The sequence below is a fragment of the Kineococcus sp. G2 genome, from assembly GCF_037154035.1.
GTDB lineage: Bacteria > Actinomycetota > Actinomycetes > Actinomycetales > Kineococcaceae > Kineococcus.
Genome location: NZ_JBBBEM010000006.1, coordinates 1 through 18,201 on the forward strand (window position 1 = coordinate 1; position 18,201 = coordinate 18,201).

The window sequence follows — 18,201 nt, forward strand, 5'->3', positions numbered from 1 at the left end:
GGGTGCTGCAGCACCCCACCACCCAGCGACACGGCAGCGCAGAAGGTCGCTGGGGGACGGCCCGGTCAAACGGCACAACGGAACGGACACGCGGCGGTCTCAAGCGGTTGTTGCAACGAGGGGACTGCCCCGAGTTCGGTTGACTCGCTGACCTGCCCCACTCGTTGGCTACTTCGCGCTCTGTGAAGATCGAGCTCTCCCTGAGAGGCTTCGATCATGCCCAGACCTTTCCTCGCTGAGTTCCGCGCCCGGGCCGTGGCCTTGGTGCGGGCCAGCAGGCCAGTCACGACCGCGGCCACTGAGCTCTTCTCGGTAGCGGCGGGGTCTGCTGCACTGATCGGTTGTCACCGATCAGTGCAGCAGACCCGGCCCTCGACACCACCACCGCCCTGAAGGCGTAGTCCCCACCGCGGCGCTTCACGCGACCGCAGTTGCACCACTCCGCGGGACGTCATCCGTTCCGGGGCGGTCCGCACCCATCGGAGAGGACTCGTGAAGATCGCGCGCGCGACGGCGGTCCCGCGCCGAAAGCTGCCAAGGTCGGAACCCTGGCGTCCCGGCTCGGGATGCGACCGGACCCGGAGGTCAGCCGTGTCGTTCACGATGCTCGCGTTCCTGCTCACCGTGCTCGCCGCCGTCACGGCGTTCGTGCTCGTCCGCCCGCGCCGCGGCGTGCCGTCCGCGACGCTTGCCGCGGCGGCCTGCGTGGCGCTCGGGGCGGCGGGCGCGTTCGCCGTCGTGGCGGGTATCACCGGCGGGGTGGGCTGAGCAGCGCTGGCACCACGCGCCGGCGTCAGCCGGCCAGGACAACGCGGTTGTGGACCGTTTGCTTCGCCGCGTGGAGGCGCGCGTCCGCCGCCGCGAGGGCCGCGGGCAGTCCCACGTCGAGCCAGCGCCGGATTCGGGTGCCAGCCAGGGGATCGCGCACCGCCTCATCCGCCGGACGTAGCCGCAGTTCCTCGTCAAGGCGCGACTGCTCGGTGAGGCGGGCGCTGGTTTCCGCCAGTTCCGCCTGCTGCCCGACCAGCTCCGAGACGTCTCGCAGGACCACCGTCCGCCCTAGCACTGCAACGGCACTTGTGGTGGTGTGTGTCCGCGTCGCCGATAGTGACAGGTGCGGGCTCGGTGCTGTCGTCTGCACCGTCAGGCGGACCAGTTCCAGGTGTGCTCGGCGGTGCGACAGGCGGTGAGAACAAGCTCTGCCAGGAGACGGCGGACCTGGGGCAACGTGTACGCGATCATGCCGTCACCAGCGGAACTGGCTCCCCCCTTGCGATGTCGGTCTCCACGACCTGGGCCCGACTGGCGGCCAGCCAGGCGAGGGTGAGCATGGAGAGGGTGGTGTGGGCGTACCAGGCCCGGTGGTCGCGGACCTGGTAGTGGTCCAGGCCGGCTTCGTTCTTGGCCTGCTGGAAGCGCTCCTCGGTGTTCCAGCGGGTGCCGGCGACGCGGTCGAGGTCGGCCAGGCTGGTCTGGCGGGGGACGTAGCAGATGTAGCAGGCGATCTCTCCGGTGCTGATCCAGCGCCTGGCCAGGAGCCAGTGGCCACGCCCTGTTCGCCAGGCGGTGCGGACCGGGATCCGGGCCCAGTCGTGGATCCGCTCGCCGTGGGCGCCAGATCCAGCGGAGTAGCGCCGCCACGCCCGCGCGGGCAGCGCGGCGACCAGTTCTGCGGCACGGGCCTGGCGGGCGTCGGTGGTGATGAGGGCGTCACTGCTCTCGCAGGCCAGCACATGTGCCGCATCCCGGCCTTCCAGCCGCACCCGCAGGTAGGCCGCCTGGCCGTAGGCCTCGTCGGCGGTGACCCGGGCGAACGGCGCGCCCGCATCCAGAGCCCGGGCGAGCATGGCGATAGCCTGCTGCGGCTTCGTGGCGAACTCCCCCTCGTCACCGATCCCGCCCCCCCGGCAGCGGTCGCGGTCATCCGTCCAGGACCGCGGCAGGTAGAGCTCCCGGTCGATGAGGGCGTGTCCCTGCGCCGAGGCGTACGCCAGGAACGTCCCGAGCTGGCAGTTCTCGGTGCGCCCGGCGGTGCCGGAGCACTGCCGCTGCACCCCGGCGGAGCGGGTGCCCTTCTTCAAGAACCCAGTCTCGTCCACGATCAACACCCCGTCACAGGAGCCGGGGTGCTCCACGACGTAGCTCCGGGCGTCATCACGCACCCCGTCGACGTCCCAGTCCGCCCGCCGCAGCAGCCGCTGCATCCCATCCGGAGACACCTCGCCGGCCTGCTCGGCCAGCATCCAGCCGTTCTTGCGCTCCAAGCCCGCCGCCAGTCCCGCCACGTAGTCCCGCGCCCGCGGCTCCGCCCGCCCGAATCGAGGCGCGATCCGCCCATGCACCCGATCAAGCTCGGCCAGAGCAGCATCCACCACGAACAGCATCACCTATTGCAAGTGCCGTTGCAGTACGAGAGCCTCCAGGACGCAGCGCAGCTCATGACCTCCCCACATCTCGGAGGCATGTTCGCCGACGAAGGTGGCGGTCCCGGAGCCGAAGTAGTCGCTGGTGCCGGCCGCCCCGCTCATGTCGAGGTCACCGGTCTCATCGGCGCACACCCGCACGTCGCCCAACGCCCCTCGTCGTCGAGCGGGGCGAGGCTGGGCCCGGCTAACACCGCTGGTCTGCTGCTCCTCAACGGATATCACGCCTGCGGCGGCAGAGGATCGGGAGCATGCGCGTGAACGACGAAGCGCCCCGCCCTCCTGGTGAAGAGCGGGGCGCTGTCGTGTGGGCTCACATGGGCAGGTCGATGTCCACTGCCTGCGTGGAGGTCGCCAGGACCCGCTGGGTGCCGGGCTCGACGCGCTGGGTGTCCAGTCGCTTGACGTGCAGGCGCGTCCAGTCGGGCCAGGAACCCGCCGGGCAGGAGAAGTACATGGCGTCCTGCCGGTACTTCTTGATCGCCGCCAGGTCGATGGGGTTCGACGTCACGCGCAGCACGGTGCTCGAGCCGGGGACCGTCGCCTCGCCGGAGCCGGCGAACGGTGCGCTGATGCCGTAGGGGCCACCACCTGCGGACATCTGCCCGAGAGCCCGCTCGGTGCCGACGAGGAGAGCGTCGCGGTGGTGGTCGGTGTAGCAGCCGCCGTAGGCCTCGCCGGTGATGAAGTTGGTCACGCCGGTGGTGGCGGGCATGGCGGGGGCGTAGACGGTGGCGGTGCCGTCGCCGTTGAGGCGGGCGGACAGGCCCGCGGTCTTGACGGCGGCGGTCTTGGTGTTGTTGCCGTCGTTGCTCTCGCGGATGCGCTTGGCGTCGTCGACGTAGGCGGTGACGGTGGCGTTGGCCGCAGCCCAGGTGGCGCTGCCGGTGGGGCCGCTGTTGGCGGTGACGGTGACGGACTGCCCCGGCGCGACGGACTGGGTGTGGGTGTCGGACCAGGTGACGGTGCGTCCGCCGACACCGAAGCCGACGCCGTGGACGGCGCCCTCGGGCGTGGCGGCGTTGCCCTGGTTCTTGATGGTCGCCCACAGCAGCAGCGGCTGTCCCGTGACCGGCGAAGGGGCTCCCCAGCCCATCGCGGTCACGGTGAGGTCTGGTGCGGGCGTCGCGGCCTGCGACGGGCCCGTGAGCGTGAGCGTGCCGAGCAGTGCGCCGCCGACGATGGCGGCGCTGACCTTCCTGTTCACGATGGTCTCCCCATGCTTCCCCGTGGGCGGGATGCCCACAGGGGACGCACAGGGTAGGGGTTCCCCCACACGGCGGTATGCCCCTCGGCCGGGGGGCATGGAGGAAGGCCTCCTGCGGGTGCGGGAGGGGCCGGCAGCTCAGGCGGCGGGTGCGCCGGGGGGTGACGCTCAGCACCGGCCGCACCGGGACCGCGTCGACCTCGAGCGCGGCGTGGTCCAGGTCGCCGAGGTCCTCGACGGCCTGACCCGCACGATCAAGCCCTACCGGAAGTCGAGGAGCACCCGGGACGTGCCGTTGCCGGCGTCCGTGCGCGAGGTCCTGCCGCCCCCGCCCCTGCCGGCCCAGCGCGGCACCTGCGGGCCGGCCAGCCGCTCGAGCGCATCCGCCAGCTGCTGGGGCGCACGCCCACCACGACGACCGAGCGGTACGCGCACCTGGTCGAGGGGCGGCACGACGACGTGGTCGGCGTGCCGGACGGGCTGGTGCCGGCTTGAGCGGGTGGCGCGGACGTGGCGCGCGGGGCGGTGTCGCTGGCGGGCCCCAGCGGTGATGCGCTGGGGGAGCGGGCGCCCCCGGCAGGATTCGAACCTGCGACCGTCGGATTAGAAGTCCGGTGCTCTGTCCGCTGAGCTACGAGGGCCCGGGCCCGCGGCGGGCCCGGGGGCACCCTACCGAGGCCGGGGCGCGCCCGCTGCCGTCTCGACTAGCCTGGGGGCGTGCCGGAATTCATCTACGTCATGTCGAAGGCGCGCAAGGCGCACGGGGACAAGGTCATCTTGGACGACGTCTCCCTCTCCTTCTACCCGGGGGCCAAGATCGGGGTGGTGGGCCCCAACGGCGCCGGCAAGTCGAGCGTCCTGAAGATCATGGCCGGGCTGGACCAGCCGTCCAACGGTGAGGCGCGCCTGGCGCCCGGCTTCAGCGTCGGCATGCTCATGCAGGAGCCGCCGCTGGACGAGTCCAAGACGGTCCTGGAGAACGTCCAGGACGGCCTGGGCGACCTCAAGAAGAAGATGGACCGCTACAACGAGATCACGGCGTCCTTCGAGGACCCGAACGCCGACTACGACGCCCTGATGGAGGAGATGGGGCGGCTGCAGGAGGACCTGGACCACGCCAACGCGTGGGACATGGACTCCCAGCTCGAGCAGGCGATGGACGCGCTGCGCTGCCCTCCGGGCGACGAGCAGGTCACCCACCTCTCCGGCGGCGAGAAGCGCCGCGTGGCGCTGTGCAAGCTGCTGCTGGAGGCCCCCGACCTGCTGCTGCTGGACGAGCCCACCAACCACCTGGACGCCGAGTCGGTGACGTGGCTGGAGCAGCACCTGGCGAAGTACCCCGGCGCCGTCCTGGCCGTCACCCACGACCGCTACTTCCTGGACAACGTCGCCCAGTGGATCCTCGAGCTGGACCGCGGTCGCGCCTACCCCTACGAGGGCAACTACTCCACGTACCTGGAGAAGAAGGCCGCCCGCCTGGACGTGCAGGGCAAGAAGGACGCCAAGCTGCAGAAGCGGCTGAAGGACGAGCTGGAGTGGGTCCGCTCCAACGCCAAGGGCCGCCAGACGAAGTCCAAGGCGCGCCTGGCCCGCTACGAGGAGATGGCCGCCGAGGCCGAGCGCACCCGCAAGCTCGACTTCGAGGAGATCCAGATCCCGGCCGGCCCGCGCCTGGGCTCGGTCGTCATCGAGGCCAAGGACCTCAAGAAGGGCTTCGGCGAGCGCACCCTCATCGACGGGCTGTCGTTCTCGTTGCCGCGCAACGGGATCGTCGGCGTCATCGGCCCCAACGGCGTCGGCAAGACCACGCTGTTCAAGACGATCGTCGGCCTGGAGCCCCTCGACGGCGGCGACCTGAAGATCGGTGACACCGTCAAGCTGTCCTACGTGGACCAGTCCCGCGGCGGCCTGGACCCGAAGAAGACGCTGTGGGAGGTCGTCTCGGACGGCCTGGACTTCATCCAGGTCGGCAACCAGGAGATGCCCTCGCGCGCCTACGTCTCCGCGTTCGGGTTCAAGGGCCCGGACCAGCAGAAGCCGGCGGGCGTGCTGTCCGGCGGTGAGCGCAACCGCCTGAACCTGGCGCTGACGCTCAAGGAGGGCGGCAACGTCCTGCTGCTGGACGAGCCCACCAACGACCTGGACGTGGAGACCCTCGGGTCGCTGGAGAACGCCCTGCTGGAGTTCCCCGGCTGCGCCGTGGTCGTCAGCCACGACCGCTGGTTCCTCGACCGCGTCGCCACCCACATCCTCGCCTACGAGGGCACCGAGGAGAACCCGGCGAACTGGTACTGGTTCGAGGGCAACTTCGCCGGCTACGAGGCCAACAAGATCGAGCGCCTCGGCCCCGACGCGGCCCGCCCGCACCGGGTGACCTACCGCAAGCTCACGCGCGACTGACGCGCCCGTGACGGGGCCCGCGCCACCACCCGGTGGTGCGGGCCCCGTCGCGTCCGGCGGGTGCCGGCGCCGTCTGCTGCCGCGCGTGGCGGCTCACGACGCGATCGGCCCAGGCGGCCGCGGCCGCGACCCGTCGCCGCCCGCAGCAGTGCCGCGGGGTGCACGGCGGGTGGTGCCGGTGGTGCCGGTGGTGCTGCAGGACGTGCATCGCGGTGACCATGAACCAGCCCTCCTCATGAGCCTCGTCGCTCTGTGATGCACGTCACATCATCCTCCGGTCGCCGCACCCGTGCCACCGGGCGCGACCGCCCGCCGGCCCTCACGGCAGCCGCAGCATCCCCTCCTGCGCCACCGAGGCCACCAGCCGCCGCTGCCGGTCGTACACGCGCGCCGTGGACAGCCCCCGCGCTCCGCCCGCGTTCGGGCTCTGCGCCACGTACAGGAACCACTCGTCGGCGCGCGCCGGCCGGTGCCACCACATCGCGTGGTCCAGGCTCGCCACGCTCAGCCCGGGGGTGGCCCACACCAGCCCGTGCCGGCGCAGCACCGGCTCCAGCACGGTGAAGTCCGAGGCGTACGCCAGCGCCGCCCGGTGGACCACCTCGTCGTCCGGCAGGGTCCCGTCCAGGCGCATCCACACCGCCTGCTGCGCGGTGCGCTCCTCGCCGGGGCGCAGGTAGATCGCCGGCTCCACGTGCCGCACGTCCGTCAGCCGCCCGCGGCCCAGCTGCCGGGCCGCCGGGTGGTCCACGGCGTCCAGCAGTTCCAGGTCGCTCGTCAGCTCCTCCGGCTCGGGCACGTCCGGTGCCGGCTCGGCGTGCTCCAGCCCCTCCGCCGGCGACTGGAAGGAGGCGATGCCCGACAGGATCGCCACGCCGTTCTGCAGGGCCTGCACCCGCCGCGCCGAGAACGAGCGGCCGTCGCGCAGCCGCTCCACCGCGAAGTGCACCGGCACGTCCGGGTCACCCGGCCGCAGGAAGTAGGCGTGCAGCGAGTGCACCGGCCGGTCCGCCGGCACCGTGCGCGAGGCCGCCACCGTCGCCTGCCCCAGCACCTGCCCGCCGAACAGCCGGGGCCGCCAGCCCGGCAGGTTCGGCGCGGTGAACACGTCGGCGGCGTCGGGGACCGGCCGGACGTCCAGGACGGGCAGCAGGGGGCTGGGCTCGCTCACGCCCGGAGGCTACCCAGCCGGGCCCCGCCCCCGTGCCGGTGCGTGCCCGCGGCGATAGCGTCGCGACCGTGCTCGCCGCCCGCGCCGTCCGCAGCTCGCCCGACGACCCGCTGTCCGCGCTGGAGGTCGCCGACCGCCCCGCCGCCGAGCCGCCCGCCGGGTGGGTGCGGGTCGCGGTGCGCGCCGCCGCCCTGAACCGGCACGACCTGTGGAGCCTGCGCGGGGTGGGCCTGCCCGCCGAGCGGCTGCCGATGGTCCTCGGCTGCGACGCCGCCGGCACCACCGACGACGGCACCGAGGTCGTCGTGCACGCCGTCGTCTCCGGCGACGACTTCCGCGGCGACGAGACCCTCGACCCGCGCCGCACCCTGCTCTCCGAGCTGCACCCCGGAACCCTCGCCGAGCACGTGTGGGTGCCGCCGCGCAACCTGCTGCCCAAACCCGCCGGGTGGTCCTTCGAGCGGGCAGCCTCCCTGGGCACCGCGTGGCTGACCGCCTACCGGATGCTCTTCACCCAGGCGCGTGCCGTGCCCGGGCAGACGGTCCTCGTGCAGGGCGCCGCCGGCGGGGTGTCCAACGCGCTGATCTCCCTGGGCGCGGCCGCGGGGCTGCGGGTGTGGGTGACCGGCCGCAGCGAGGAGCGCCGGGCGAGGGCGGCCGCGTGGGGCGCGGCCGCCACGTTCGCCGCGGGGGAGCGGCTGCCCGAGCGCGTCGACGCCGTGTTCGAGACGGTCGGGCGGGCGACGTGGAAGCACTCCGTGCAGTCGCTGCGACCGGGCGGCACGCTCGTCGTCTCCGGCGCCACCACCGGCGGCGACCCGGCGGCGATGCTGGAGAACGTGTTCTTCCGCCAGCTGCGCGTGCTGGGTTCCACGATGGGCACCCGTGACGAGTTCGAGCGGCTGCTGCGGTTCTGCGAGCTGGCGGGTCTGGAACCCGAGGTCGACTCGGTGCACTCCCTCGCCGGAGCCCGGGAGGCGTTCGCGCGCCTGGAGTCCGGCGAGGCCGTCGGCAAGGTCGTCGTCACGGTGTGACGCCGGGCGCCCCCCGCCGCGCCCCCCGCCGCGCCAGCCGTCGCGCGATCGCCGCCCGGTCCTCGGCGGGGAACTCCGGGACGTCCAGCAGGCGCGGCAGCAGGACGGGTTCCGTCGTCAGCGCGGCGAACGACTCGCCGATCGTGACGCCGTGCCCGGGGCGCTCGCGCACGCGCACGGGATCCCCGGCGCGCACCTCGCCCGCCCGCAGCACCCGCAGGTAGGCACCCGGGACGCGGGCGGCGGTGAACCGCGACAGCCAGCGCTCCTCGCCCATCCGCACCGCGAACGTCACGCACGGGATGCGCGGGCAGCTCACCTGCAGCACGGCCGAGCCCACCTCCCACACCTCCCCGAGGACGGCCCCGGTGACGTCCACCCCGGCGGTCGTCAGGTTCTCCCCGAACACCCCGCCCGGCAGCGACCGGCCCAGCTCCGCCTCCCAGCGGTCCAGGTCCTCGCGGGCGTACGCGTGCACCGCCTGGTCGTCGCCGCCGTGGTTCGCGGTGTCGCTGACGTGGTCGCCGGCCAGGCCGCTGCCGCCCACGCCCTTCGGTCCCGGCGCCCGCACGGCCACCGGGCCGTCCACCGGGCGCTTGTCGATGCCGCTCGTGCCGCCCTTGGCCGCGATCGGGCGCTCCGCGCCGACGTTGACGGACAGGACCCGCCCGCTCTGCTCCCGCACCCCGCGGACCCTAGGGCCGCCCGCACCGCCCCGTCGCGCCCTTTCCCGGCGGCCCCCTCCGTGATCTCGCACGGGTGAGAGCTCACCCGTGCGAGATCACGGAGGGGGCCGGGGGCTCGGGGGCGCATGGGCCCGGTGGGAGCGGGTACCGCACAGCAGGCGGGCGCGGACGCGCCTGCGCTCGAGCAGAGGGAGGAACACGTGGTGGACCACTCACGCGCACCGGTGCTGGAGGCCCTGGCCGCCTTCCAGGAGCGGGGGGACGTCGTCTACGGCCCGCCCGGCCACAAGCAGGGCCGCGGCGCCGACCCGCGCCTGGTCGAGCTGATCGGGCAGGGCGTCTTCACCTCCGACGTGCTGACCCTCAACGGCCTCGACGACCGTCGCGAGTCGCAGGGCGTGGTCTCCCAGGCCGAGGACCTCATGGCCGACGCCGTCGGTGCGCAGAAGGCGTTCTTCTCCACCTGCGGCAGCTCCCTGTCCGTCAAGGCTGCGATGATCTCGGTGGCCGGGCCGGGGGAGAAGCTGCTGGTCTCCCGCAACGCGCACAAGTCCGTCGTCGCCGGCGTCATCGTCTCCGGGATCCAGCCCGTGTGGGTGCACCCGCACTTCGACGAGCACCTGCACCTGGCGCACCCGCCGGAGCCCGCCGACGTGCGTCGCGCCCTGGAGGAGAACCCGGACGCGAAGGGGATGCTGCTGATCTCCCCGACCGACTGGGGCACCTGCGCCGACATCGCCGGTGTCGCCGAGGTGTGCCACGAGTTCGGCGTCCCGCTCATCGTCGACGAGGCGTGGGGCGCGCACCTGCCGTTCCACCCGGACCTGCCCGAGTGGGGGATGAACGCCGGCGCCGACGTCGTCGTCACCAGCGTCCACAAGATGGGCGGCGCGATCGAGCAGAGCTCCGTCTTCCACCTGCAGGGCGACCTGGTGGACCCGCAGGTGCTCAAGGAGCGCGAGGACCTGCTGGGCACCACCAGTTCCTCCGCGCTGGTGTACCTCACGCTCGACGGCTGGCGCCGGCAGATGGCCGAGCAGGGCCGCGACCTCCTCGGCACCGCCCTGCAGCGCGCCGAGCGCGTGCGCGCCGCCGTCGACGGCCTCGACGGGCTCGACCTCATGGGGCGGGAGGTGGTCCGCCCGCAGGGCGCGTTCGACCTCGACCCCCTCGCCCTGACGATCGACGTGCGGCCCCTCGGCATCAGCGGGTACCAGGCCGGGGACTGGCTGCGCGCCGCCTGCCACGTCGACGTCGGTTCCGCCGACGCCTGCCGCATCGGGGTGCGCCTCACCCACGCCGACGACGACGAGACCGAGCAGCGCCTCGTGGACGCCCTGCAGCGCCTGTCCGCCGCCGCCCGGGGCGGGGAGATCGAGCAGCAGCCGGCCGCCGACCTGCCCACGCCCGCCGGTCTGGAGCTGCGCAACGCGATGACCCCGCGCGAGGCGTTCTTCGGGCGGGTGGAGCAGGTCCCGATCCAGGACGCCGTCGGCCGCGTCGTCGCGGAGATGGCCTCGCCCTACCCGCCCGGTGTCCCCGTCCTCGCCCCCGGTGAGGTCGTCTCCCAGGAGGTCGTCGACTACCTCACCAGCGGTGTCGCCGCCGGGATGCTCGTGCCCGACGCGGCCGACCCGTCGATGAAGACGCTGCGCGTGGTCGCCGAGTGAGCGCCGAGGAGGCCGAGGAGCTGCTGCGCGAGGTCGTCGGCTTCCTCGTCACCCTCGTCGAGGCGTGCGGGGCGATCGTCATCGCCGTCGGCGCCGTGTGGGCCTTCATCCGCTTCGTCCTCGTGGCGGTGCGCGGCGGCGGCGCGCGGCGGTTCGTGCCCGTGCGCCTCACCCTGGGCCGGTTCCTCGCGCTGGGCCTGGAGTTCCAGCTCGCCAGCGACGTGCTGCGCACCGCCGTGGCGCCCAGCTTCGAGGAACTCGCCAAGCTCGCCGTGGTGGCCGCCATCCGGACCGCCCTGAACTACTTCCTGTCCAAGGAGATCGCCGAGGAGCGGCGGCAGGTCGCCGAGGAGCGCGAGCACGCCGGGCACGGCGACCCGCCCACGGCCACGGCGGTGCCGGAGCGCGGGCGGTGAACTGGCCGCCCGGGGAACTGCCGGAACTGCTGTCCCTGGGGCTGGCGGGGGCGGCGCTGGTCGCGGCGGCCGCGGTGCTGCTGCGCACCCGCCGCCCCGCGCTCGCCCTCGGCGTCGGGCTGGACCTGCTGCTGGCCGCCGGCCTGCTGCGCCTGAGCGCCGACCAGACGTGGCGGCAGCTGGCCACCGCCGCCGCCGTGGTGGCCCTGCGCCACCTGATCGGCCGGGGCCTGCGGATCGGGGGCGCCGCCTGGCGCGGACCCCGGCCGGCGGCCGACGGGCCCCGCGACACCGGCCGCTGACGGCGCCGGCACCGGCGGCGGCCGGTACGGTGCGGGCGACGGGGGAGGACACGTGGACGCCGCTGCGCTGGACGCGCTCATCGCCGAGCTGAGCGACGTGGGTGACCCGCCCGCCGACGCCCTCGTCGACGAGCTCACCGCGCACCCGCAGCAACGTCGCCTGCTGGAGCGGGGGCTGCGCGAGGGGAGCGAGGCGCTGGGGGAGCTGCCCGGTGCGCCGGCCCTCACCGCGTTCCTCGCGGAGCTGGAGGCCCTCACCGCCGCCGCACCCGACGACCTGCTCGACACCGCGTCCCTGCCGCACTTCACGATCAGCACCCCCGAGCACGTCCTCGACCTCGGTGCCGCGGCCCTCATCCACTCCTACGCACCGCCGCGCACGGCCGCGGTCCTCGTCGGCACGGGTGCGCTCACCGGCCGGGCCCTGGAACGGGTGACGGAGACCGGGCGCTGGAACGCGGCGGCCCTGGTGCCCGGCTGGCTGCGTCGCGGTGAACCCGGCTACGTCGCCACCGCGCAGGTGCGGCTCGTCCACGCCCGGGTGCGCCGTTCGGTGCACCGCTCGGCCGGCGGCGCCGGTCCCGTGCCGCTGCACCAGGTGGACCTGGCGCGCACCTGGCTGGACTTCACCCTCGTGACTATGCGCGCCGACACCGCCCTCGGCCTGGACCTCACCGACGCCGAGCAGGCGTCGCTGTACCGGTACTGGCGGCACCTGGGACGGCTGCTGGGCATCGACCCCCGGCTGCTGGCGGGCGCCGTCGACCGCGCCGGCGCGGAACTGCTCGCCGAGCGCATCGGCGCCGTCACCGGCCCGCCCGGCGAGGACTCCCGGCGTCTGGCCCGCGCCGGGCTGGAGGTGCTGGCGACCGCGCTGGCGGACCTCACCCCCCTGCCCGGACGCGTCACCGGGCCCCTCGTGGACGCCGCCTGCCGCCGGATGCTCGGGGACCGGCTGGCCGACGCGCTGGGCGTCCCGCGCTCGACGGCGGCCGCGGCGGCGCTGCGCCCCGTCGTCGTCCTCACCCGGCTGCGCCGGCGCCTGCTGCGGCGCAACCCGGTCGCCTGGGACCGGGCCGTGCGCGCCAACGTGGCGGCGAGCCGGGCCTTCGCGCTGGACGGCGGCCCGGCGGGGTTCGCGCGCTGAGGCGTCCCACGGGTGCGGTCGCCGCGTCGTGCCCGCCCGCCGCCGGGCCGCCGTCACGGGGTCACGGCTTGCTGGTGATCGACCAGTAGTGGTCGTCGGCCTTGGAGTCGGTGCAGGTGTACAGGGTCAACCGTGCTCCGCTGCCGGCTCCGTAGCCCGCGACGTCCAGGCACTTGCGGCTCTTGGAGTTCACGATCCAGACCCCCGTCCTGCCGTCGGAGGCGGTGCGAACCACGGTGTACCAGCGCTGGTTGTCCTTGCTCGAGTCCCCCGCGCACCGGTACTCGCTGACGAGCGCCCCGTTGGGGTTGTCGCCGACGCCCGGAACGTCGAGGCACAGGCCGTCCTTGGCGTTCCTGATCACGTACTGGTTGTAGGACGGTGCTCCCGCGTACGGGGAGAAGGTGCCCCTGGGCAGGAAGGTCCAACGCTGGTTGTCGGCGGTCGTGAAGTTGCACCGGAACTGCGTGACCGGAGCCCCCGCGTAACCGGCGCCGTAGCCCGGGACGTCCACGCACAGCCCTGACTTCTTGTTCTTGATCGCGTACGTCCCGTCGAGCCCTGCTGCTGCCGCCGGTGCCTGCACGGCGACCGCTCCCGTGAGAGCCACCGCAGCCGCTACCGCGGACACCACCCTCACACGTCCGAACCTGCTCATCGCGCGCCTCCTCGTCGTGGCTGTGAAGCACGAGCGTGGTCGAGGGTGACCACCCGACCCGTACCGCACACCGGTTCGTCCCGGTGCGCTCTTCCTACGCGATGCGCGGCCGACGCGGGCCGCCGGTACGCACCAGTACGCATGTCTGCTCGAACTGCTGCGCCCCGTGGCTGCACGTGCTATTGCAGGACCATGCTGTCCGGGGCGCGGTGGCGCCTGCTGCACGCACTGGGGATGGATCTCCTCGAGATCGAGGACCCGGTCACCCAGCTCCGAGCCGGGCTGACCAGCCTGCTGCGGTTGGTGCCGGGCGACGTGGCTGCCGAGGTGGTGGTCGACGTGGCGGGGGGAGGGTCCCGGGTCACCGAGGTACCGGAACTGCTCGTGCCGATGTCACGGTCGGACGGGCAGAAGATCCTGCTCACCAGCCCAGCGGTGCCTCACCTCCTCCGCCACGGCGACCTACCCGCCAGTCGCGTCGAGGAGCTCTGCACACCGGAGGACTGGGCGCGCAACCCCATGCGCCGGCTCCTGCTCGAACCGCACCGCGTGCCGCACGCCGCGCTCACCGCCAGCCTCCGCCGCGGAAGGATCCTCGGCTGGGGCGTCAACCGCAGCCGACCGTTCGCAGACTCCGAGCTGGAGCTGATGCGGTCCTTCGAACCCTTCCTGCGACGAGCCGCGCACGACCGTGCCAGGGCCTCCCTGATCGACGCCCTGCAGCGTGCCGTGGCTGACGGCGCAGGGCTCCTGATCTTCGAAGGGCCTCATGCCGTCCACGTCGACACCCGGGCCGCCGAGCTGCTGGAGCTGCACGACGTACGCGCTGAGGAAGTGCTGGGGATCGCCCAGCGGTCCCTCGACACGGCCGGGCGCCCAGGGGCCCTGCCGACACGGGCGGGTACCTTGCGGCTCCAACGGCGGCCAGCAGCCCCGGGGGCCACGGCCGTGACCCTCATCGATGTGAGCACCGATGCGGCGCAGTCCCTGCTGTCCCCACGTCAGCACCTCGTGCTCTGCCACCTCTCCCACGGGCTCACGGCCTCGGCGATCGCTCGGCAGCTCGGCGTCAGTGTCCGCACCGTCCAGAAGCACCTGGAGAACGTCTACCGCGCTCTGGAGGTCGGCGATCGCCTGAACGCCGTCCTGCGAGGGCGTGAGCTGGGGTTGCTGCCGGTCCTCCCCGATTGCCGCGTCCTCGCCGCCGAGCGGTGAAGGAGCGGTGCAGGCACCCGGGCAGCGGCGGTGCCGCGGTGGCCGAGCCCGTGCGGGCCCGGCCACCTGATCCCCGCCTCAGCGGAACGCGAACCAGGCTGCGGTGTCGGTGGGAACCGCACCGCCGTCGAGGTCGCCGCTGGTCAGCAGCGTCCGCGCCCCCGCCGGCGGCGTGACCGGCTGCCCCGACAGGTTCAGGACCACCAGCACGTCACCGGTCCGGAACGCCAGCACGTCCCCGCCGGTCAGCTCCTCGTCCCACGCCAGGGAACCGCGCCCCAGCGCGCGCTCGCGGCGCACCGCCAGCGCCTGCCGGTACAGCTCCAGCGTCGAGCCGGCCACCCCCGTCTGCGCCGCCACCGACAGCTGCGCCCACTCCGGCGGCTGCGGCAGCCACGACGCGGTCCCCGGCCCGAACCCGTACGACGGCGCCTCGCCCTCCCACGGGATCGGCACGCGGCAACCGTCGCGGCCGCGGTCCTCGCCGCCCGTGCGCGCGAACGACGGGTCCTGGCGGACCTCCGCCGGCAGGGTCGTCACCTCCGGAAGGCCCAGTTCCTCGCCCTGGTAGACGTACGCCCCGCCCGGCAGCGCCAGCATGAACAGCGTCGCCGCGCGCGCCCGGCGCAGCCCCAGCTCCGCGTCCGGCTGCGGGTCGTCCGGGCCCACGCCGGAGGTGGGTTCCTGACCGGCCGGGTAGCCCAGGCGGCTCGCGTGGCGCACCACGTCGTGGTTCGACAGGACCCACGTGGCCGGCGCACCGACGACCTCGTGCGCCTGCAGCGTGGCGTCGATGACCTGCTTGAGCTCCCCGGCCCGCCACGGCGCGCGCAGGTAGTCGAAGTTGAACGCCTGGTGCATCTCGTCGCCGCGCACGTAGCGCGCCAGCCGCTCCGGCGGGGTCACCCACGCCTCGGCGACCAGGATGCGCTCGCCGTCGTAGGAGTCCAGCACGCGCCGCCACTCGCGGTAGATCTCGTGCACGCCCTCCTGGTCCCACATCGGCGGGCGTTCCCCCGAGGCGGCGGAGCCGTTGAGCAGCTCCTGGTCGTGGTCCCACTCGGGCAGGCCCTCGGCCTTGACGAGCCCGTGCGCCACGTCCACGCGGAAACCGTCGACGCCGCGGTCCAGCCAGAACCGCAGGACGTCCTCGAACTCGGCGTGGACCTCGGGGTTCGACCAGTCCAGGTCCGGCTGGCTGGAGTCGAACAGGTGCAGGTACCACTGCCCCGGGCTGCCGTCCGCTCCCGTCGTGCGCGTCCACGCCGAGCCGCCGAACACCGAGCGCCACGAGTTCGGCGGCAGCTCGCCGGACGGACCGCGCCCGTTCCGGAACACGTACCGGGCCCGCTCGGGCGAACCCGGGGCGGCGGCCAGGGCCTCGCGGAACCAGGCGTGGTCGGCGGAGGTGTGGTTCGGCACCAGGTCCATGACCAGGCGCAGGCCCAGCTCGTGGACGCGCGCCGACAGCGCCTCGAAGTCGGCCAGGGTGCCGAAGACGGGCTCGATGCCGCGGTAGTCGGCCACGTCGTACCCGGCGTCCTTCTGCGGGGACGGGTACACCGGGGACAGCCAGACGGCGTCGACGCCCAGGTCGGCGAGGTGCGGCAGGCGGGAGGTGATGCCGGGCAGGTCGCCCAGGCCGTCGCCGTCGCCGTCGGCGAAGGAGCGCGGGTAGACCTGGTAGATGACGGCGTCGCGCCACCAGGGCGCGGCGAGGGTGGTGTCGGTGTCGCTCACCGTCCCCATCATGCCGACGTGCGCGCTCGGGTGCACCGCCGTCGCGTCCCACCGGCGAGCCCGGTGCCCGGCGGGACGCGACGGCGGTGGGTCAGAGGGCCCGTCCGGCGGACAGGCGGTACCGCAGCAGGTCGAGGTGCCCGGTGATCTCGCCCGGCAGGCGGGCGCCGAAGCGCGCGAAGTACTCCTCGAGGTGATCGGCCTCGGCCAGCCACGCCTGCGGGTCCACGGCGAACAGCTCCGCCAGGTCCTGCGCCGGCAGGTCCAGCCCCTCGACGTTCAGCGCGCCGTCGGCCGGCACGTTGCCCAGGGGGGTGAAGCGGGCGCCGGCGCTGCCCTCCAGGCGCCGGCAGATCCACTCCAGCACGCGGGAGTTCTCCCCGAACCCCGGCCACAGGAACCGGCCGTCCTCGCCGCGGCGGAACCAGTTCACCGAGTACACCCGCGGCAGCCCCTGCGCCGGTACGCGCTCGCGCATCGACAGCCAGTGCGCGAAGTAGTCGCCCATGTGGTAGCCGACGAAGGGCAGCATCGCGAACGGGTCGTGGCGCAGCTCGCCCACGGCCCCCTCGGCGGCCGCGGTCCGTTCGCTGGAGACGGTGGCGCCCGTGAAGACCCCCTGGCTCCAGTCCAGCGCCTCCGTCACCAGCGGGACGCCGCTCGCGCGGCGGCCACCGAACAGGATCGCGTCGACGGGGACGCCGTCGGGGTCGTCGAACTCCGCGGCGATCGAGGGGCACCGCTTCGCGGACACGGTGAACCGCGCGTTGGGGTGGGCGGCGGGGCGCCCGCACCCCGGCGTCCAGTCCTCGCCCCGCCAGTCGGTCAGGTGGGCGGGGGGCTCGTCCGTCATGCCCTCCCACCACACGTCGCCGTCGTCGGTGAGCGCGACGTTGGTGAAGATGACGTCCTCGCGCAGCATCTCCATCGCCACCGGGTTCGTGGACCACCCGGTGCCGGGGGCCACGCCGAAGAACCCCGCCTCGGGGTTGATCGCCCGCAGCCGGCCGTCGGCGCCCGGGTGCATCCAGGCGATGTCGTCGCCGATCGTCTCCACCCGCCACCCGGGCAGCGTCGGGCGCAGCATCGCCAGGTTCGTCTTGCCGCACGCGGAGGGGAAGGCGGCCGCGAGGTGGAACACCCGCTGCTGCGGGCTGGTCACCTTCACCAGCAGCATGTGCTCGGCCAGCCAGCCCTCCTCGCGGGCCATCGCGGAGGCGATGCGCAGCGCGAAGCACTTCTTGCCCAGCAGGGCGTTGCCGCCGTAGCCGGAGCCGAAGGAGAAGATCTCCCGCGTCTCGGGGAAGTGGGCGACGTACTTCAGGTCGTTGCAGGGCCAGGGCACGTCCGCCCGGGAACGGCCGATGGCGTCCACCAGCGGGAATCCGACGCTGTGCACGGCCGGCACGAACGGCGTGCCGGGGGTGATGGCCGCCAGTGCCTGCGAACCCGTCCGGGTCGTGGTGCGCATGCTCGCCACGACGTAGGGGGAGTCGGTGATCTGCACGCCCAGGCGGGACAGCGGCCCGCCGACCGGTCCCATGGAGAACGGCACCACGTACATCGTCCGCCCGCGCATGCAGCCGGTGAACACGCCCGTCAGTTCCTCGCGCAGCGCCTCCGGCTCGCGCCAGTTGTTCGTCGGGCCGGCGTCCTCGCGGCGGCGCGAGGCGATGAACGTGCGGGACTCCACGCGGGCCACGTCACCGGGGGCGGAACGGGCCAGGAAGCTGCCGGGGCGCTTCTCGGGGTTCAGGGGGATCAGCGTCCCCGACCGCACCATGAGGGCCGTCAGCCGGTCGAACTCCGCCTGCGAGCCGTCGCACCAGACGACCTCGTCCGGCTGGGTCAGCCGGGCGGTGTCGCGCACCCAGCTCAGCAGGGCCCGGTTCCCGGTGGGGGTGCCCGTCAGCCGCAGCTCCTCCGGGTCGCGGGGGGCAGGCGCGGCGGGGGTGCGCCCCTGGACGGGGGTGGTCCCGGTGGTGGGTCCGGGGGTCGTCTCGGTGGTCACGGCGGCGGCTCCTCGCGATCGGCGGTGGTGCGCTGGCTTGCCTCGTGGCTTCACCCTGGTGTCCACGTCCAGGTCCTCACAAGGAGGGGCCTCTGTGAAGATCGGCTGTTCTTCACCTATG

16 protein-coding genes and 1 tRNA gene are annotated in these 18,201 nt (G+C 73.7%); 8 read left to right on the forward strand and 9 right to left on the reverse strand.

Annotated features, from left to right (window positions below):
- Window positions 1-492 precede the first annotated feature (492 nt).
- Complete coding sequence (locus V9U69_RS00785) at window positions 493-768, forward strand: hypothetical protein (protein ID WP_337059382.1); 276 nt, start codon at window positions 493-495, stop codon at window positions 766-768.
- A 25-nt stretch (window positions 769-793) separates the two neighbouring features.
- Here the strand turns inward: V9U69_RS00785 and V9U69_RS00790 are convergent, their stop codons facing one another.
- The 4 genes from V9U69_RS00790 to V9U69_RS00805 form a co-directional block, all read right to left on the reverse strand.
- Window positions 794-1,051 carry a hypothetical protein gene (locus tag V9U69_RS00790; RefSeq protein WP_337059383.1) on the reverse strand — a complete coding sequence of 86 codons (258 nt, stop codon included), beginning with the start codon at window positions 1,049-1,051 and terminating at the stop codon, window positions 794-796.
- A gap of 187 nt (window positions 1,052-1,238) precedes the next feature.
- Entirely contained in the window at window positions 1,239-2,384 is a 1,146-nt protein-coding gene (locus tag V9U69_RS00795) for an IS701 family transposase (RefSeq protein WP_337059384.1), read from the reverse strand.
- Between the two features lie 352 nt (window positions 2,385-2,736).
- Window positions 2,737-3,630 carry a CARDB domain-containing protein gene (locus tag V9U69_RS00800; RefSeq protein ID WP_337059385.1) on the reverse strand — a complete coding sequence of 298 codons (894 nt, stop codon included), beginning with the start codon at window positions 3,628-3,630 and terminating at the stop codon, window positions 2,737-2,739.
- A 568-nt stretch (window positions 3,631-4,198) separates the two neighbouring features.
- A tRNA-Arg gene (locus tag V9U69_RS00805) sits at window positions 4,199-4,271 on the reverse strand.
- Between the two features lie 76 nt (window positions 4,272-4,347).
- On the opposite strand from V9U69_RS00805, the gene ettA reads away from it, so the two are divergent.
- Window positions 4,348-6,030, forward strand: a complete 1,683-nt coding sequence (ettA, locus tag V9U69_RS00810) for an energy-dependent translational throttle protein EttA (RefSeq protein WP_337059386.1) — start codon at window positions 4,348-4,350, stop codon at window positions 6,028-6,030.
- A 319-nt stretch (window positions 6,031-6,349) separates the two neighbouring features.
- Here ettA and V9U69_RS00815 read toward each other — a convergent pair whose 3' ends face one another.
- Complete coding sequence (locus V9U69_RS00815; RefSeq protein ID WP_337059387.1) at window positions 6,350-7,201, reverse strand: acyl-CoA thioesterase; 852 nt, start codon at window positions 7,199-7,201, stop codon at window positions 6,350-6,352.
- Window positions 7,202-7,269: 68 nt separating this feature from the next.
- On the opposite strand from V9U69_RS00815, the gene V9U69_RS00820 reads away from it, so the two are divergent.
- Window positions 7,270-8,235: a zinc-binding dehydrogenase gene (locus V9U69_RS00820; protein WP_337059388.1), complete on the forward strand. Its 966-nt coding sequence runs from the start codon at window positions 7,270-7,272 to the stop codon at window positions 8,233-8,235.
- On the opposite strand, the gene V9U69_RS00825 is transcribed toward V9U69_RS00820, so the two are convergent.
- Entirely contained in the window at window positions 8,225-8,920 is a 696-nt protein-coding gene (locus V9U69_RS00825; RefSeq protein ID WP_337059389.1) for an MOSC domain-containing protein, read from the reverse strand. The two genes, V9U69_RS00820 and V9U69_RS00825, sit on opposite strands and share 11 nt — an antisense overlap.
- 204 nt (window positions 8,921-9,124) lie before the next feature.
- Between V9U69_RS00825 and V9U69_RS00830 the strand changes: the two genes are divergently transcribed.
- Genes V9U69_RS00830 through V9U69_RS00845 form a run of 4 tightly spaced genes read left to right on the forward strand, consistent with a single transcriptional unit; the run spans window position 9,125 to window position 12,456 of the window.
- Complete coding sequence (locus V9U69_RS00830; protein WP_337059390.1) at window positions 9,125-10,591, forward strand: aminotransferase class I/II-fold pyridoxal phosphate-dependent enzyme; 1,467 nt, start codon at window positions 9,125-9,127, stop codon at window positions 10,589-10,591.
- Window positions 10,588-11,007 carry a DUF1622 domain-containing protein gene (locus V9U69_RS00835; RefSeq protein WP_337059391.1) on the forward strand — a complete coding sequence of 140 codons (420 nt, stop codon included), beginning with the start codon at window positions 10,588-10,590 and terminating at the stop codon, window positions 11,005-11,007. The genes V9U69_RS00830 and V9U69_RS00835 overlap by 4 nt, the downstream gene beginning before the upstream one ends.
- The gene (locus tag V9U69_RS00840; protein ID WP_337059392.1) at window positions 11,004-11,309 is read left to right on the forward strand and encodes a hypothetical protein; all 306 of its coding nucleotides are present in this window, start codon (window positions 11,004-11,006) and stop codon (window positions 11,307-11,309) included. Before V9U69_RS00835 ends, V9U69_RS00840 begins: the two co-directional genes overlap by 4 nt.
- Window positions 11,310-11,361: 52 nt before the next feature.
- The gene (locus V9U69_RS00845; RefSeq protein ID WP_337059393.1) at window positions 11,362-12,456 is read left to right on the forward strand and encodes an oxygenase MpaB family protein; all 1,095 of its coding nucleotides are present in this window, start codon (window positions 11,362-11,364) and stop codon (window positions 12,454-12,456) included.
- A 61-nt stretch (window positions 12,457-12,517) separates the two neighbouring features.
- Here V9U69_RS00845 and V9U69_RS00850 read toward each other — a convergent pair whose 3' ends face one another.
- The gene (locus V9U69_RS00850; RefSeq protein ID WP_337059394.1) at window positions 12,518-13,066 is read right to left on the reverse strand and encodes an RICIN domain-containing protein; all 549 of its coding nucleotides are present in this window, start codon (window positions 13,064-13,066) and stop codon (window positions 12,518-12,520) included.
- A 282-nt stretch (window positions 13,067-13,348) separates the two neighbouring features.
- Between V9U69_RS00850 and V9U69_RS00855 the strand changes: the two genes are divergently transcribed.
- The gene (locus V9U69_RS00855) at window positions 13,349-14,329 is read left to right on the forward strand and encodes a helix-turn-helix transcriptional regulator (RefSeq protein ID WP_337059395.1); all 981 of its coding nucleotides are present in this window, start codon (window positions 13,349-13,351) and stop codon (window positions 14,327-14,329) included.
- 78 nt (window positions 14,330-14,407) lie between these two features.
- Here the strand turns inward: V9U69_RS00855 and V9U69_RS00860 are convergent, their stop codons facing one another.
- A complete protein-coding gene (locus tag V9U69_RS00860) occupies window positions 14,408-16,078 on the reverse strand; it encodes a glycoside hydrolase family 13 protein (RefSeq protein ID WP_442907524.1) in 1,671 nt (556 codons plus the stop codon).
- A gap of 82 nt (window positions 16,079-16,160) precedes the next feature.
- Window positions 16,161-18,080 (reverse strand): phosphoenolpyruvate carboxykinase (GTP), encoded by a 1,920-nt coding sequence (locus V9U69_RS00865; protein WP_337059397.1) that lies wholly within the window; start codon window positions 18,078-18,080, stop codon window positions 16,161-16,163.
- Window positions 18,081-18,201 lie beyond the last annotated feature (121 nt).

Bases quoted from the DNA above. Each gene is read 5' to 3' on its own strand.
- V9U69_RS00795 (WP_337059384.1), bottom strand. From the start codon at position 2,384: ATGCTGTTCGTGGTGGATGCTGCTCTGGCCGAGCTTGATCGGGTGCAT.
- V9U69_RS00855 (WP_337059395.1), top strand. From the start codon at position 13,349: ATGGATCTCCTCGAGATCGAGGACCCGGTCACCCAGCTCCGAGCCGGG.
- V9U69_RS00860 (WP_442907524.1), bottom strand. From the start codon at position 16,078: ATGGGGACGGTGAGCGACACCGACACCACCCTCGCCGCGCCCTGGTGG.